Here is a 14,131-nt window from a genome sequence, read left to right as displayed (position 1 = left end):
TCGTCAGCCGACGACCATCGAGGTGACAATCCAGCCCGTGTCGGATTTCCGTTCGACACGGGCTGCGATCACGAATACCCGGGGTCCGCGGCCGTAGGTTCCGAAGGCCTCGAGTGTGTCGTCGTCGAGTACCCGAAGGTGGACGCGTTGCAGCGTGGCCACTCCGAGTCGCCTCGCGGGCGATTCTGCGAGCGCGAGGGTCCGTGCCACGTCCAGCAGGGAGGAAACGACCACGGGCCGCAGTTGGCGCACATTGCGCCGTCGATCGAGTACTTCGAGCACCAGACGGAACGCGTGTTCGGTGAAGCGTTGCGCGTCGGGTGCAGCGCGGGGAACGGGAACAGTGAGCGAAGGGCGCGGCGACGTGCCGGAGTGCGCCGAGCTTCGCGCCGGCGACGACTGACGGCCTCGACCGGGTGCTCTCCGATTGCCGAGCGGCACGGCCGGGCCGGCGGCGCGGGCCGGCGCCTCACAAGTCGGCGGCTCGTAGTTGGGCACGCGCGACAAGAACGTGTAGGACTCACTCATTTCTTCCCCCCGGTTTCGGCATGAGACGGCCGTCGTAGCGGCCATCCTCGCACGAATTCGGTGGTCGTGTCGCCGAACCCCGCAGGGGAACCTAGGGTGGGGTCGTGCGGGGATTGATTGTGGACGTCGGCGGTGTGCTCGTGGGCCCGGGTTCGGACTTCGACGTGTTGTCGTCGGTCATCGCCGATGCCCGGCTTCGCGGCATCCGAACCGCGATACTGAGCAACGACCCCGGCGGTCCCGCGGGCGAATGGTTGCGGGAACTCGGTGACGGCCGGCTGGTCGACCGGGTGGTGCTGTCCGGCGATGTCGGTGTGGCCAAGCCCGATCCGCGAATATACCGGTTGACGGCCGAAGTGCTCGGCCTGCAACCGAGGGACTGTATCTTCGTCGACGACCTGGGGGTCAACGTTCGCGGTGCGGTGGCTGTCGGGATGGTGGGCGTCCACCATGTCGACGCCGCGGTCACGGCGAACGAGCTGGCGATACTTCTCGACGGAGATCGAGACGGAAAGCATGGGGGGCAGGCGTCGACATGGTGACGAGACTGACAACGCAGGACGCGTCGTTCTATTTCCTCGAGGCGAGCAGCACGCCGATGCATGTCGGATCGCTCGCCATCTTCCGCAAGCCGCGAAATGGATTGTCCTACGAGGAATTACTTCATCTCGTCGAGGAGCGCCTGAGTCTTGTGCCGCGTTACCGGCAGAAGGTCCGGGAAGTGGCGCTCGGGTTGTCGCGTCCAGTGTGGGTGGACGATCAGGACTTCGACATCGAGTACCACGTCCGGCGATCGGCGCTGCCGAAGCCGGGCTCGGACGCGCAGCTGCACGACCTGGTCGCGCGTCTCACGTCGAGGCCGCTCGACAATACCCGCCCGCTGTGGGAGATGTACCTCGTGGAGGGCCTGGCGAACAACCGCTTTGCGATCTTCACCAAATCGCACTCTTCCCTCGTCGACGGGGAGACGGCACTCGAGATCGGTCAGGTGATCCTCGATCCGGCGAAGACGCGCAGGCCCATGGCGGAGGAATTGTGGATGCCCAGCCCGGAGCCGAGCGAGACCACCCTCGTCGCCGGCGCCCTCGCCGACATCGTGGCCCGGCCGGGGGAGGGTCTGGCGTCGTTGCGAATGACGCTGGGCGGCATGGCGTCTGCGCTGGGGGAGACCGTGCGTGCGGTCGGGAAGCTGGCCGCGGTCGTGCGTACCGCCACCCAGGTGGCGCCCGCGACCCCGCTCAATGCGACCATCTCCCGCAACCGGCGCTTCGCCGTGGTCAAGACCGAGCTGGGGGACTACCGGAAGATCCGCGCACGGTACGGATGCGAGGTCAACGACGTCATCCTGGCCGTCGTGTCGGGTGCCCTGCGGAACTGGTTGCTCTCACGCGCCGAGCCGGTCGCCGAATCGACCACGGTGCGCGCCATGGTCCCGATGTCGGTGTACGCCGACCCCGACACGGACGACGACGTCACCCAGCGCGGTGAGTGGTCGGATCCACGAAGCATGGTGTCGTCGTTCCTCATCGACCTCCCCGTGGGCGAACCGAATGCGGTGGTGCGACTCTCGCACGTGGCACACGCGATGGAGGCCCACGCGAAGCAGAGTCGGCGCGTCACCGCGCAGACCCTCGTGCGGCTGTCCGGGTTCGCGCCTGCCACCCTGCATGCGATGAGTGCCCGTGCGGCGAGCAGCTTCTCGCAGCGCATGTTCAATTTGATGATCACCAACGCCCCGGGTCCGCAGATGCCGTTGTACGTCGGCGGAGCACGGATGCTCGAGATGTATCCGGTGTCGCCGCTGCTGAAGAATCAAACTTTGAGCATTGCGTTGACGTCTTACGACGGCAACGTCTACTACGGTTTGAATGCAGACCGTGATGCGATGGCCGATGTGGACGTGGTGGCGGCGCTGCTGTACGAATCTCTCGAGGAGTTGTTGGATGCCAGCCGGTGAGAAGTCCGCGGTGCGAATGACGGGTGACGCATGACGAGGGTGTACGTTCCCGCGACCATCGAGATCCTGCAGGAGCTGGTGACCGAGTCCGAGTTCCACCCGATGAGCCGGACGGCGTTCGCCGTCACCGCCACTCTGCGCGAGGCGTACTCGTCGGGTGACGAGGAGGAGTTGGCGGAAGTGGCGATGGGTGAGGCCGCGCGTGCCTCGCTCCGGCTGATCGCGGGGCGTTTGGCGGAGGGCGGCGACGACGGTGTCCGTTTTCGGCGGGTGGTGGTTGCGGCAGACGTGGACGATGTCACACCGCGACCCGATCTCGACGATGCCGTGGTGCGGCTGCCCGGGCCGGTGACTCTTGCCCAGGTGGCGTCGGTCCACGTCGATCTGGCGGAGGCCGAACCGGACATCGAGCGGGCCGTCGCGGCGATCGACGAGGCTGATCTCGGCGACCCGGATGCAGAGTTCGTTCTCGGGGACGCCGAGGATCATGTACTCGCGTGGTACGCCACCCAGGAGATTTCCTTTCTCCTGGAATTGCTCTGACCTCAGGATCGTCTCGGCGGGACCTTATCCTTACCTTCAGGTAACCTACGGTACCGTAAGTCAGTAACCTACGGTAGCGTAGGTCACGACGAGACAGGTGGAGGTTTGATGGGTCTGAAGGATTGGATCGAGGCGCCCGCAGCAGCGGTGGTGCCCGCCAAGCGGTCCAAGCTCAATTGGTTGCGTGGCGCGGCCGCACGGCTCACGACGCCGTTGCTCCCGGACGATTACCTACATCTGGCCAATCCGCTGTGGTCGGCGAGGGAGCTGCGCGGACAGATCGTCGAGGTTCGCGCCGAGACGGCAGATTCCGCCACCATTGTCATCAAGCCAGGCTGGGGATTCGATTTCAACTACGAACCCGGTCAGTACATCGGCATCGGACTTCATGTGGACGGTCGATGGCACTGGCGTTCGTACTCACTCACCTCCCCGCCCAACTGGGACGACAAGCTCATCTCCATCGCGGTCAAGGCGATGCCCGAGGGTTTCCTGTCCAGTCACCTGGTCAACGGTGTGCCGTCCGGGACGATCGTGCGGCTTGCGACGCCTACGGGCAACTTCGCCCTGCCCGACCCCCCGCCGGAGCGCATCCTGTTCCTCACCGCGGGCAGTGGGATCACTCCGGTGATGGCTATGTTGCGGACGATGAACCGGCGCGGCCAGCTTCCCGACGTCTTCCACGTCCACTCGGCGCCCACCGACGCCGACGTGATGTTCGCGGAGGAGCTGACCCGGCTGCACGACGAGCACGACGACTTCCGGTGCAAGATTCAGCTCACGCGCAGCGAAGGCAAGTTCGCACTGTCTTCCCTCGACGAGGTGTGTCCGGACTGGCGGGAGCGGCAGACGTGGGCCTGCGGGCCGCTGCCGATGCTGGACGAGATCGAGACGCTGTGGCGGGACGAGGACATCGAGAATCGTTTGCACCTCGAACGATTCGCGGTCTCGCGGGCGGACACCTCGGGGGAAGGCGGCACCGTGACGTTCGCCAAGGCGGACAAGACGATCTCGATCGACGGCGCCACCACACTGCTCGAGGCCGGTGAAAAGGCCGGGGCGCTCATGCCCTTCGGCTGCCGGATGGGTATCTGCCAGACGTGCGTCGTGCCGATTCTGTCGGGGCATGTCATCGATCTGAGGTCCGGTAAGCAGCACGCGGAAGGTGACCGAGTCCAGACGTGCATCTCGTCCGCGGCGGGTGACTGCACCCTCGACGCGTAAGCGTCGGCGTGCTGTTCATCTGCCTCGGCTATTCTCGGAGTCTCTGACCAGACGGAGGAGCACGGTGGCAATCACCGACATCAAGGAATTCTCACATCTCACCGAAGCGGACGTCGAATCACTCGGGCGGGAGCTCGATGCGATCCGGCTCGATGTGGAGGATTCGCGAGGCGTCCGCGACGCCCGCTACATTCGCCGAGCGATCCGGGCCCAGCGGTTGCTGGAGCTCGGTGGCCGGCTGGCGTTGTTCGGCAGCAAGTACCGCCCGGCCTGGGTCGCCGGCACCGCCATGCTGTCCCTCTCGAAAATCATCGAGAACATGGAACTCGGCCACAACGTGATGCACGGCCAGTGGGACTGGATGAACGATCCGGAGATCCACTCGATGTCGTGGGAGTGGGATCAGACGGGTCCGTCGGAGCATTGGAAGCGCGCCCACAACTACTCCCACCACACGTTCACCAACATTGTGGGAATGGACTCCGATGTGGGGTTCGGCATCCTCAGGATGACCCGCGACGAGGAGTGGCGGCCGATCAATCTGCTGCAGCCGATCGCGAATGTCATCTTGGCCGCTACCTTCGAGTGGGGTATCGCCCTGCACGACCTCACGTTTGCGGCCGAGCTCGAGGGTACGGCGAAGGGGCAACTCAACTCCCAAGCCAACAAGGATTTCGGCCGGAAGATCTTCCGTCAGGTCGGCAAGGATTTCCTTCTCTTCCCGGTGCTCGCAGGACCTGCGTGGAAGTCCACGTTGTCGGCGAACGCCACCGCCAATCTGGTCCGCAACCTGTGGGCGTACGTGGTGATCTTCTGTGGTCACTTCCCGGACGGTGCGGAGAAATTCACGGTGCAGGAGTACGAGAACGAAACTCGCCACGAGTGGTATCTGCGGCAGATGCTCGGCAGCGCCAATTTCAACTCCGGCAAGGTCATGGGTTTCATGAGCGGGAACTTGAGCTACCAGATCGAACATCATTTGTTCCCGGATCTTCCCAGTAACCGTTACCCCGAGATCGCGGTGAAGGTGCGGGCGCTGTGTGAGAAGTACGACCTGCCCTACACGACGGGGTCGCTGGCCAAGCAGTACCTTCTCGCGTTGCGCACCATTCACAAACTGGCGCTACCCGACCGGCTCCTGAAGGCGACGGCGGACGACGCTCCGGAGACTTCCTCGGAACGCAAGTTCCGAGATGCCCGCGACGCGGGTGCTGCGATGGTGGAGACACTTCGCACGGACCCGGTCACCGGGCAGCGTCGAGGTCTGCTGTCGGCACTCCGCGCCCGCGCGGAGGCCAAGATTCCTCGCCGTCGACGGTGATTTGCCTCACACCTACGCTCAGGTAACCTACGGTGTCGTAACTTACGGTACGGTAGGTCATGTCAGCGCCTATCGGGTGTGAACTGTCGACCCAGCCAGGAGGAGGTTCCCCATGGCGATTGCAGACGTCAAGGAATACGCACATCTCACTGAAGCGGACATCGAGGCGCTCGGACGCGAGCTGGATGCGATCCGACGCGATATCGAAGAATCCCGCGGCGAGCGTGACGCACGCTACGTGCGCAACACCATCCGGCTGCAGCGTTCGCTCGAAATCGGTGGCCGAGCCGTTCTCTTCGCGAGCAAGCGTCGTCCGGCATGGTTGGCGGGCACCGCCATGCTCGCCCTCTCGAAGATCATCGAGAACATGGAACTCGGCCACAACGTGATGCACGGCCAGTGGGACTGGATGAACGACCCCGAGATCCACTCCACCTCGTGGGAGTGGGACGTCACGGGACCGTCCGCCCATTGGAAGCAGACCCATAACTACATCCACCACAAGTACACCAACGTCCTGGGTATGGACGACGACGTAGGGTACGGACTGCTGCGCGTCACCCGTGACCAGCGGTGGAAGCCGTTCAACACCGGCAATCTTCTGTACAACACCTTGCTCGCACTGTTCTTCGAGTACGGCATTGCGGCCCAGCATCTCGAGCTCGGCAAGGTTGCCAAGGGGCGCGTGCCGAAGGAAGAGACCGAGCGCAAGCTCCGCGAGGTCGGCGAGAAGGTCGGCAAGCAGATCCTCAAGGACTACGTCGTGCATCCAGCGGTCACCGGGCCTGCGTGGAAGAGCACGCTCACGGCCAACGTGAGCGCCAACATGATCCGCAACGTCTGGACCAACGCGATCATCTTCTGCGGGCACTTCCCGGACGGCGCCGAGAAGTTCACCAAGGCGGACATCGACAAGGAGACGCCGGCCGAGTGGTACCTGCGGCAGATGCTCGGTAGCGCGAACATCGAGGGCGGCAAGGTCATGGACTTCATGTCCGGCAACCTCAGCTACCAGATCGAGCACCATCTGTTCCCCGATCTGCCGAGCAACCGCTACTCCGAGATCGCCGTCCGCGTGCGTGAGCTGTGCGACAAGTACGACCTGCCGTACACGACGGGGCCGTTCCTCGTGCAGTACGCGAAGTCGTGGCGCACCATCGCCAAGTTGTCGCTGCCGAACAAGTACCTCAAGGCCACGGCGGACGACGCGCCGGAGACCGCCTCCGAGCGCAAGTTCGGTGGAAAGACCACGGCCACAATTGATCCCGTGACCGGTCGCCGTCAGGGGCTCCGGAGTGCGATCCAGCGCTCGCGCGGGCGTCGCGGACTGCGTGCACTGTTGTCGCGTTAGAAGAAGTTCTCACCGGGCGCGGTTCGTCCCTTCGTCACCAGGCTTCGTTGGAAGCGATCGCGGTGAGGAGGTGGCGGACCGCGTCGACGCGTCGAGCCGCTTTTCCCTGAAGCTGGTCGAGCGCGCATTCCGGATCGGCGGGCGGGCCGAGATGGGTGCACCCACGCGGGCAGTCTTCGATTGCCGCGGCCAGGTCGGAAAAGGCGGCCACCACGTTTTCGGGGGAGATGTGGGCAAGCCCGAACGATCGGATCCCGGGGGTGTCGATCACCCATCCACTCGTCGGTAGTGACAGCGCGACGGATTGCGTCGACGTGTGGCGGCCCTTTCCGACTCCGGAGACAACACCCACTGCCCGGTCGGCGTCCGGAACCAGCCGGTTGACCAGGGTGGACTTGCCCACACCGGAATGACCGATCAGCGCGGTGAGCTTTCCGCTCAGCATGGTCATGACGTCCTCGACTGGATCATCTCGTCCGGCGACCACTACGGGAACGTCGAGATCGGCGAACGCGCTGGCGAATTCCTCCGGCGGCTCGAGGTCGCTCTTGGTGAGGCAGATGATGGGGTTCAACCCGCCCACATAGGCGGCGACGAGGGCGCGTTCCACGAAACCGGTCCGCGGCGGGGGATCGGCAAGCGCGACCACGATCAGCAACTGCTGGGCGTTGGCGACGACGATCCGCTCGTACGGATCGGTGTCGTCGGCGGTGCGGCGCAGGACGGTGGTGCGTTCGGCCACCCGCACGATCCTGGCGAGAGTGTCGGGTTTGCCGGAGAGATCGCCGACGACGCTGACCTGATCCCCGACCACGATGGGGGTGCGGCCCAGTTCCCTGGCCCGCATGGTGACGATCAGGCGGTCCGGATCGCCGCCCAGGACGCAGCCCCAACGTCCCCGGTCGACGGACACCACCATCGCCGACTCCGCGCTGAGGTGCTCCGGCCGTGTCTTGGTCCGTGGCCGTGTCCCTCTGCCCGGACGCACCCGCACATCGGACTCGTCGTACTCGCGGCGGCTCAGAAGCTCGCCTTCCGCCCGGTGCCCGCACCTGCGGTCAGCATTGCGGCCCACAGATTTTCGAAGCCGGGCAGGGTCTTGGCGGTGGTGCCCACGTCCTCGACCGAGATGCCGTCGACGACCAGGCCGATGATGGCGCCTGCGGTCGCCATCCGATGATCGGCGTAGGAGTGCCAGGTCCCGCCGTGCAGTGCGGCGGGAACGATGGTGAGACCGTCCTCCGTTTCGGTGACGTTCCCGCCGAGCGCATTGATTTCGGTGGAGAGTGCGGCCAGTCGATCGGTTTCGTGGCCGCGCAGATGCGCGATTCCCCGCAAATGGGACGGACCTGCGGCGAGGGCAGCCAGTGCTGCCACGGTGGGGGTGAGTTCGCCCACGTCGTGCAGGTCGATGTCGATGCCGGTGAGTGTGCCCGGGCCGCGGACCGACAACTCGTCGCCGTCGAGTCGGACCTGCGCACCCATGGCGAGGAGGATCTCGCGTATCGCATCACCCGGCTGGGTGGTGCGGCCCGGCCACCGTGGCACCGTCACCTCGCCACCGGTGACGGCAGCGGCCGCGAGGAACGCCGTGGCGTTCGACAGGTCCGGCTCGATAGCCCAGTCGACTGCGCGGACCACCCCGGGGCTCACGCGCCAGGTGTCGGCGACGCCGCCCGTCGCCGGCGTGGACACCGCGACACCGGCCTCGCGCAGCATCTCGACGGTCATCTCGATGTGGGGCATCGATGGAACGGTTTTGCCGTCGTGGTGCACCGTGACACCTTCGTCGAACGCCGCCGCGGACAGCAGCAGGCCGGAGACGAATTGTGAGGAGCCGGACGCGTCGATCGTGACGCGTCCTCCTCGCAACGAGCCGCGGCCTTCGACCGTGAACGGCAATGCGTCCCCGTCGATGTCCGCACCCAGGCCGCGCAGCGCGTCGAGAATGGTGCCCAAGGGGCGCGTGCGGGCTTGCTCATCCCCGTCGAAACGGACCGTGCCCGACGCGAGCGCCGCCACCGGCGGCAGGAAGCGCATGACCGTGCCCGCCAGACCGCATTCCACCGATCCTCCGCGGAGGGGGCCCGGTGTCACCCTGAGCGTCGTAGCGTCGCCCTGCGCCTCGATGGTGGTTCCGAGAGTGCGGAGGGCGTCAATCATCAGGTCGGTGTCGCGACTGCGGAGCGCACCGGTCAGAGTGGAGGGGCCTTCCGCGAGCGCGGCGAGGATCAGTGCACGGTTGGTGATGGATTTCGATCCGGGGAGGACGACCGTCGCGACGACGGGCGCTTCGGCACGGGGGGCTTTCCACAGGCTCAGGCTCACGGTCTCCATCTTCGCTTACGCGAGGCGTGAGGTGCAGGGGTGGGCGGCGTGTCGGGCGTGCCGATGCGCGGCGCAGCCCCGTGTCGGTGGTCCGTGCCACTCTTGTCGCATGTGCGGCAGGTATGCGACTACTGCGGATCCGGCGACGCTGGCTACCGAACTCGACGCGATCGACGAGGTGGGGGAGGTAGCAAGTCGATCCGACTTCAACGTCGCCCCGACCACCCAGGTGCTCACCGTCGTCGACAGGCACGACGAACGACGTGTCCGGCGGATGCGGTGGGGGCTCGTCCCGTCGTGGTCGAGGGAAGTCGGCGGCCCGGTGCTCTTCAACGCCCGCGCCGACTCGGTCGACAAACCGGCGTTCCGCAACGCGTTCACCCACACTCGGTGCCTGGTGCCGATGGACGGCTGGTACGAGTGGCAGAACGAGACGATGAGCGGTCAGGGGCGCGCGCCCGGTCGAACGAAGAAGATTCCGTACTACCTGTCGCCGGAGGACGGGTCCCGTCTGTACATGGCCGGGCTGTGGTCCGTGTGGAACGCCCCGGCGGTGCACAACCCTTCGCCGGTCCTGAGTTGCGCCATCGTCACGGTCGACTCGGTTGCCCAGCTGACCGAGGTACACGATCGGATGCCCCTCGTGCTGCCGCGGGATCGGTGGGACGCCTGGCTCGATCCTCGGCGTCCGGCGTCGGCCGACCTGCTTACGGTATCGCCCGAGGCCATCGCCGATATTGCGATACGGCGTGTCTCGACCCGAGTGAACAGGGTCGAGAACAACGGACCCGAACTCCTCGAGCAGGATCCGGGCACGCTCGGCGAAGCGCAGGCAGGGGAGCAGCTCAGCCTGCTGTGACGGCAGCGACCACGGCTCCGCTGAGCCGCACCAGATCAGCAGGCGCGAGTTCGATCTCCACACCGCGGCGGCCCGCACTGCACAGCACCCGGTCCCAGCCCATCGCGGAAGCATCGATCACGGTGGGAAGCGATTTCCGCTGCCCGAGCGGTGAGATGCCCCCGAAGACGTAGCCGGTGGACCGTTCTGCCTCACCGCGATCGGCCATCACGGCTTTGCTTGCCCCGAGTGCCGCGGCGGCAGTCTTCAGCGACAGCATCTCCGGTACCGGCAGTACGGCGACGGCGAGTTTGCCGGTGTCGAGTTTGATCACGAGCGTCTTGAAGATCTGGTGGGCTGTGACCCCCACCCTTCCGGCTAACGCGTCGACGGCCTCGGAGCCGTACGAATCGGCCCGCGCGTCGTGCGCATAGCTGTGTATCCGGTGGTCGACGCGCTGTCTTGCGAGCAGGGTCGTCGCGGGAGTGGCAGTTCCGGCCATGGATGGACACTGTGCCATCTCGTCCCGGGAACCTCAGGGTGCGGTCCCGGGAACACAGTCGGGGGCAGCCGTGTTGGTACATCCAGAAGCAAGCGTCCAGTGAAGGGAGTGGTCCTACTCGTGATGGCCACGGTAGCGGAGCCCACGTCGCGTCTGCAGTTGGCGGTAACCTTGACGCCCACGGCGACCGAAGGGATCAGCGTGCACGAACATGACCGTCCGACGGCAGACCAACCCGAGCCCCAGGACGAGTTGATCGCGCGTTTCGAAAGGGACGCACTTCCACTTCTGGATCAGTTGTACGGTGCCGCGCTGCGGATGACGCGAAACCCGGCGGACGCCGAAGACCTGGTGCAGGAAACGTACGTGAAGGCATACACCGCGTTCCGTTCGTTCCGCGAGGGCACCAACCTCAAGGCTTGGCTGTACCGGATTCTCACCAACACGTACATCAACTCGTACCGGAAGAAGCAGCGGCAACCCGCGCAGTATCCCACCGACGAGATCACCGACTGGCAGCTGGCCGCGACGGCAGAGCATTCGTCCACGGGTCTGCGGTCCGCCGAGGTGGAAGCGCTCGATGCCCTTCCCGACGACGACATCAAGGAAGCTCTGCAGGCGCTACCGGAGGAGTTCCGGATGGCCGTCTACTACGCCGATGTCGAGGGGTTTCCGTACAAGGAGATCGCCGAGATCATGGGCACCCCGATCGGGACCGTGATGTCGCGACTGCACCGCGGACGCAAGCAGCTGCGCGGCCTGCTCGGCGACGTCGCACGTGAACGTGGCTTCAACCGTGGTGACGGAGAGCTGCCGGCCGAGGCAGCCGTAAGTGCGGAGCAGGAGGTTTCCCGGTGAGCGAGCAGGACGAATTCGAGCAGCTCGACTGCTCCGCGGTGATCGCCGACGTCTGGCTGATGCTGGATCGCGAATGTGATGCCGCGTCGCGTGCGCGGCTCCAGCGGCACCTCGACGAGTGTGGCTCGTGCCTCGAGGCCTACGGGATCGAGGAGAAGGTCAAGAGCTTGGTGAGCCGCAAATGCGGGGGCGAGCACGCACCAGAAGGCCTGCGTCAGAGGCTCTCCATCGAGTTGCGCCGGACCATCCTGATAACCGAAACCGAACGCGAAACTTAGGGCGTCAGGAAAGCAATCAGGGGCCGGAAAGCGTTGCTGCTTTCCGGCCCCTGATGTGCGTTCTACGGCACGTCAGGCGTTGGGACGCTTGCCGTGGTTGGCGGCATTGCCCTTGCGACTGCGCTTCTTGCGACCACGCTTACCCATGAGTAGATCTCCCTTCTTTTCACTACAGTGTTCCACGTGTGGTTGGGTGTCTGTGCAACAGGGCTTTCTCGACCCCGGGAGTAAGGATCACGATGGCAGAAGACGTGCGCGCCGAAATGGTGTCGACGGTGTATCAGGTTGTGGTCGCTGCGGGTGACGAAGTAAAGGAAGGCGACACCCTCGTCATCCTCGAGTCCATGAAGATGGAGATTCCCGTCATCGCCGAGGAGCCCGGCACCGTCACCTCCGTGGATGTGAAGGTCGGCGACGTGATCCAGCAGGGCGATCTCATCGCCGTCATCTCCTGAACTGATACCAGCGCCGCCACCCGATGTCCACCCTGAGTGATCTGCTCGCCGAGCACACCGATCTGCCGGGATCCGCCGTCGATCACCTTCAGAGAGTGGTCGGGGAGTGGCAGCTCCTGGCCGACCTGTCGTTCGCCGACGTGCTGTTGTGGGTGAAGAACTCTGCGGCCCCGGAGCGAACAGGCACGGTGATCTGCGTGGCCCACTGCCGGCCCACCACCGCGTCGACCGCCTATCCCGAGGACGTTGTCGGAACGGTGGTGTCGGAGTCCCAACACCCCCAGGTACTGCAGGCCCTCATCGAGGAACGGGTGGTGGGGCCGACGAACGGTGGTACGCACGCGGGCCTGCCGCCGCGCGGGGAGGCCGTCCCGGTGCGCTGGGGCGGCGAGGTGATCGCAGTGCTCAGCCGGGACACGAACCTGTCGCATCAGCGCGCACAGAGCCCGCTCGAAGTGGCCTATCTCGACTGCGCCGAAGACTTGTGCCACATGATCAGCGACGGCACTTTTCCCATCCGGGAGTCGCGGTCGGACACGAACTCCAGTCCCCGCGCCGGTGACGGCTTCATCCGCCTGGACACCGAGGGCCGCGTCGTCTACGCAAGCCCTAATGCCTTGTCCGCCTATCACCGCATGGGTCTGAGCTCTGATCTGGTGGGGCGCAACCTGGCGGCCACCACGCGGTCACTGGTCACCGACCCGTTCGAGTCGCAGGAGGTCGCAGGCTACATTCGCGACACGCTGGCAGATATCCCCGGTAGACGGATGGAGATCGAAGCGAGGGGAGCGACGGTTCTGCTGCGTGCGCTCGTCCTCAAGCCCGGCGGTCGACGCGTCGGGGCTGCCGTCGTCGTGCGAGACGTCACGGAAGTCAAGAGGCGAGATCGAGCCCTGCTCAGCAAGGACGCGACGATCCGCGAAATTCACCACCGGGTCAAGAACAATCTGCAGACCGTCGCCGCCCTGCTCCGGTTGCAGGCACGGCGCACCAACAACGAGGAAGCACGCCAGGCCCTGACCGAATCTGTGCGCCGGGTCACCTCGATCGCGCTCGTGCACGACACTCTCTCGATGTCCGTGGACGAGGAAGTGAACCTCGACGACGTCGTCGACAGGCTGGTGCCGATCCTGTCCGACGTGGCAACCGTGAGCACACCCATCAAGGTCCGGCGTGAAGGAAGTCTGGGGGTGTTCTCCGCGGAACGAGCGACACCGCTCGTGATGGTCCTGACCGAGCTCGTGCAGAATGCCATCGAGCATGCCTATGAGCCCGGCGCAGCCGGGACTGTGACCATGCGCGCCGAGAGGTCCGCACGCTGGCTCGACGTGGTGATCCACGATGACGGGAAGGGTCTGCCGCCCGGTTTCAGCCTCGAGCGCTCCGATCGCCTGGGCCTGCAGATCGTCCGGACGCTCGTGGCCGCAGAATTGAACGGTTCCCTCGGCCTGCACCCCGGAACGGACGGCGGAACGGATGCGGTGCTGCGGGTCCCGCTCGGCCGCCGCGGACCTCGGTACTAGAAGGCGATCAAAGGTGGACAAAGCAAGAGGCCCGGCACCATGTGGTGCCGGGCCCGTCTTCCTCCGAAGTACTCTTATACGGCCGTGCGGGCCCGCGTGCGAGCGTTACGGCGCTTGAGTGCGCGTCGCTCGTCTTCGCTCATGCCGCCCCAGACGCCGGCGTCCTGGCCCGACTCGAGTGCCCACGACAGGCATTCGGCGGTTACCGGGCAGCGGTTGCAGACAACCTTGGCATCGGCGATCTGGGCGAGAGCCGGACCGCTGTTGCCTACGGGAAAGAACAACTCGGGGTCTTCGTCGCGACAGATTGCCTTGTGGCGCCAGTCCATCCTTCTGCTCCTTAACTGGGTGCGTAGCGCACCGTTTTGTCTTGGTGAGTTCATCTGTGCGTAGAGAATGTTTCCGCACTGTTGCTTGTGAATGCT

General features: G+C 65.4%; 17 protein-coding genes. 11 read left to right on the top strand and 6 right to left on the bottom strand.

What is annotated here, in order from left to right:
- Positions 1-3 precede the first annotated feature (3 nt).
- Positions 4-528 (bottom strand): Rv3235 family protein, encoded by a 525-nt coding sequence (locus NOF53_RS20110; RefSeq protein ID WP_255971959.1) that lies wholly within the window; start codon positions 526-528, stop codon positions 4-6.
- 104 nt (positions 529-632) lie between these two features.
- On the opposite strand from NOF53_RS20110, the gene NOF53_RS20105 reads away from it, so the two are divergent.
- The 6 genes from NOF53_RS20105 to NOF53_RS20080 all read left to right on the top strand — a co-directional run bounded on the left by NOF53_RS20105 (position 633) and on the right by NOF53_RS20080 (position 6,924).
- The gene (locus tag NOF53_RS20105) at positions 633-1,070 is read left to right on the top strand and encodes an HAD-IA family hydrolase (RefSeq protein WP_255971957.1); all 438 of its coding nucleotides are present in this window, start codon (positions 633-635) and stop codon (positions 1,068-1,070) included.
- Positions 1,064-2,485, top strand: coding sequence for a WS/DGAT/MGAT family O-acyltransferase (locus tag NOF53_RS20100; RefSeq protein ID WP_255971955.1), 1,422 nt, complete (start codon positions 1,064-1,066; stop codon positions 2,483-2,485). The genes NOF53_RS20105 and NOF53_RS20100 overlap by 7 nt, the downstream gene beginning before the upstream one ends.
- A gap of 30 nt (positions 2,486-2,515) precedes the next feature.
- Positions 2,516-3,028 carry a DUF6912 family protein gene (locus tag NOF53_RS20095; protein ID WP_255971953.1) on the top strand — a complete coding sequence of 171 codons (513 nt, stop codon included), beginning with the start codon at positions 2,516-2,518 and terminating at the stop codon, positions 3,026-3,028.
- Positions 3,029-3,136: 108 nt separating this feature from the next.
- Positions 3,137-4,252, top strand: coding sequence for a ferredoxin reductase (locus NOF53_RS20090; protein WP_255971951.1), 1,116 nt, complete (start codon positions 3,137-3,139; stop codon positions 4,250-4,252).
- A gap of 64 nt (positions 4,253-4,316) precedes the next feature.
- Complete coding sequence (locus NOF53_RS20085; protein WP_255971949.1) at positions 4,317-5,573, top strand: fatty acid desaturase family protein; 1,257 nt, start codon at positions 4,317-4,319, stop codon at positions 5,571-5,573.
- 112 nt (positions 5,574-5,685) lie between these two features.
- The gene (locus tag NOF53_RS20080) at positions 5,686-6,924 is read left to right on the top strand and encodes a fatty acid desaturase family protein (RefSeq protein WP_255971947.1); all 1,239 of its coding nucleotides are present in this window, start codon (positions 5,686-5,688) and stop codon (positions 6,922-6,924) included.
- A gap of 34 nt (positions 6,925-6,958) precedes the next feature.
- On the opposite strand, the gene rsgA is transcribed toward NOF53_RS20080, so the two are convergent.
- Both rsgA and aroA read right to left on the bottom strand, forming a co-directional pair.
- On the bottom strand, positions 6,959-7,948 hold the full coding sequence (gene rsgA, locus NOF53_RS20075; RefSeq protein WP_305087104.1) for a ribosome small subunit-dependent GTPase A: 990 nt from the start codon (positions 7,946-7,948) through the stop codon (positions 6,959-6,961).
- A complete protein-coding gene (gene aroA / locus NOF53_RS20070) occupies positions 7,945-9,261 on the bottom strand; it encodes a 3-phosphoshikimate 1-carboxyvinyltransferase (RefSeq protein WP_255971943.1) in 1,317 nt (438 codons plus the stop codon). Before aroA ends, rsgA begins: the two co-directional genes overlap by 4 nt.
- A gap of 100 nt (positions 9,262-9,361) precedes the next feature.
- Here aroA and NOF53_RS20065 point away from each other — a divergent pair, with 100 nt between their 5' ends.
- Positions 9,362-10,111 carry an SOS response-associated peptidase gene (locus NOF53_RS20065; RefSeq protein ID WP_255971941.1) on the top strand — a complete coding sequence of 250 codons (750 nt, stop codon included), beginning with the start codon at positions 9,362-9,364 and terminating at the stop codon, positions 10,109-10,111.
- Here NOF53_RS20065 and ybaK read toward each other — a convergent pair.
- On the bottom strand, positions 10,098-10,592 hold the full coding sequence (gene ybaK, locus NOF53_RS20060; protein ID WP_255971939.1) for a Cys-tRNA(Pro) deacylase: 495 nt from the start codon (positions 10,590-10,592) through the stop codon (positions 10,098-10,100). The genes NOF53_RS20065 and ybaK overlap by 14 nt on opposite strands.
- A 123-nt stretch (positions 10,593-10,715) precedes the next feature.
- On the opposite strand from ybaK, the gene NOF53_RS20055 reads away from it, so the two are divergent.
- On the top strand, positions 10,716-11,450 hold the full coding sequence (locus tag NOF53_RS20055) for a sigma-70 family RNA polymerase sigma factor (RefSeq protein ID WP_255972038.1): 735 nt from the start codon (positions 10,716-10,718) through the stop codon (positions 11,448-11,450).
- A complete protein-coding gene (gene rsrA, locus NOF53_RS20050) occupies positions 11,447-11,728 on the top strand; it encodes a mycothiol system anti-sigma-R factor (protein WP_255971938.1) in 282 nt (93 codons plus the stop codon). The genes NOF53_RS20055 and rsrA overlap by 4 nt, the downstream gene beginning before the upstream one ends.
- Before the next feature lie 72 nt (positions 11,729-11,800).
- Here rsrA and NOF53_RS27975 read toward each other — a convergent pair whose 3' ends face one another.
- Positions 11,801-11,875, bottom strand: coding sequence for a 50S ribosomal protein bL37 (locus NOF53_RS27975; protein WP_022597109.1), 75 nt, complete (start codon positions 11,873-11,875; stop codon positions 11,801-11,803).
- A gap of 92 nt (positions 11,876-11,967) precedes the next feature.
- Here NOF53_RS27975 and NOF53_RS20045 point away from each other — a divergent pair, with 92 nt between their 5' ends.
- Together NOF53_RS20045 and NOF53_RS20040 are read left to right on the top strand one after the other, a co-directional pair.
- Positions 11,968-12,183, top strand: coding sequence for a biotin/lipoyl-binding carrier protein (locus NOF53_RS20045; protein WP_255971937.1), 216 nt, complete (start codon positions 11,968-11,970; stop codon positions 12,181-12,183).
- Positions 12,184-12,206: 23 nt separating this feature from the next.
- Positions 12,207-13,706 (top strand): sensor histidine kinase, encoded by a 1,500-nt coding sequence (locus NOF53_RS20040; RefSeq protein ID WP_255971936.1) that lies wholly within the window; start codon positions 12,207-12,209, stop codon positions 13,704-13,706.
- 74 nt (positions 13,707-13,780) lie between these two features.
- Here the strand turns inward: NOF53_RS20040 and NOF53_RS20035 are convergent, their stop codons facing one another.
- On the bottom strand, positions 13,781-14,035 hold the full coding sequence (locus tag NOF53_RS20035) for a WhiB family transcriptional regulator (protein ID WP_127914467.1): 255 nt from the start codon (positions 14,033-14,035) through the stop codon (positions 13,781-13,783).
- Positions 14,036-14,131 lie beyond the last annotated feature (96 nt).

It is taken from the genome of Rhodococcus tibetensis, assembly GCF_024438035.1.
Classification (GTDB): domain Bacteria; phylum Actinomycetota; class Actinomycetes; order Mycobacteriales; family Mycobacteriaceae; genus Rhodococcus_F; species Rhodococcus_F tibetensis.
The sequence above is the reverse complement of the archived record's forward strand: the minus strand, read 5'-3'. Positions and strand labels throughout refer to the sequence as shown.

Excerpts from the sequence above, each read along its gene's own strand:
- NOF53_RS20055 (WP_255972038.1), top strand. The coding sequence starts at position 10,716 with ATGGCCACGGTAGCGGAGCCCACGTCGCGTCTGCAGTTGGCGGTAACC.
- NOF53_RS20065 (WP_255971941.1), top strand. The coding sequence starts at position 9,362 with ATGTGCGGCAGGTATGCGACTACTGCGGATCCGGCGACGCTGGCTACC.
- ybaK (WP_255971939.1), bottom strand. The coding sequence starts at position 10,592 with ATGGCCGGAACTGCCACTCCCGCGACGACCCTGCTCGCAAGACAGCGC.
- NOF53_RS20045 (WP_255971937.1), top strand. The coding sequence starts at position 11,968 with ATGGCAGAAGACGTGCGCGCCGAAATGGTGTCGACGGTGTATCAGGTT.
- NOF53_RS20095 (WP_255971953.1), top strand. The coding sequence starts at position 2,516 with ATGACGAGGGTGTACGTTCCCGCGACCATCGAGATCCTGCAGGAGCTG.
- NOF53_RS20040 (WP_255971936.1), top strand. The coding sequence starts at position 12,207 with ATGTCCACCCTGAGTGATCTGCTCGCCGAGCACACCGATCTGCCGGGA.
- aroA (WP_255971943.1), bottom strand. The coding sequence starts at position 9,261 with ATGGAGACCGTGAGCCTGAGCCTGTGGAAAGCCCCCCGTGCCGAAGCG.
- NOF53_RS20110 (WP_255971959.1), bottom strand. The coding sequence starts at position 528 with ATGAGTGAGTCCTACACGTTCTTGTCGCGCGTGCCCAACTACGAGCCG.
- NOF53_RS20100 (WP_255971955.1), top strand. The coding sequence starts at position 1,064 with ATGGTGACGAGACTGACAACGCAGGACGCGTCGTTCTATTTCCTCGAG.
- NOF53_RS20090 (WP_255971951.1), top strand. The coding sequence starts at position 3,137 with ATGGGTCTGAAGGATTGGATCGAGGCGCCCGCAGCAGCGGTGGTGCCC.
- NOF53_RS20080 (WP_255971947.1), top strand. The coding sequence starts at position 5,686 with ATGGCGATTGCAGACGTCAAGGAATACGCACATCTCACTGAAGCGGAC.
- NOF53_RS20035 (WP_127914467.1), bottom strand. The coding sequence starts at position 14,035 with ATGGACTGGCGCCACAAGGCAATCTGTCGCGACGAAGACCCCGAGTTG.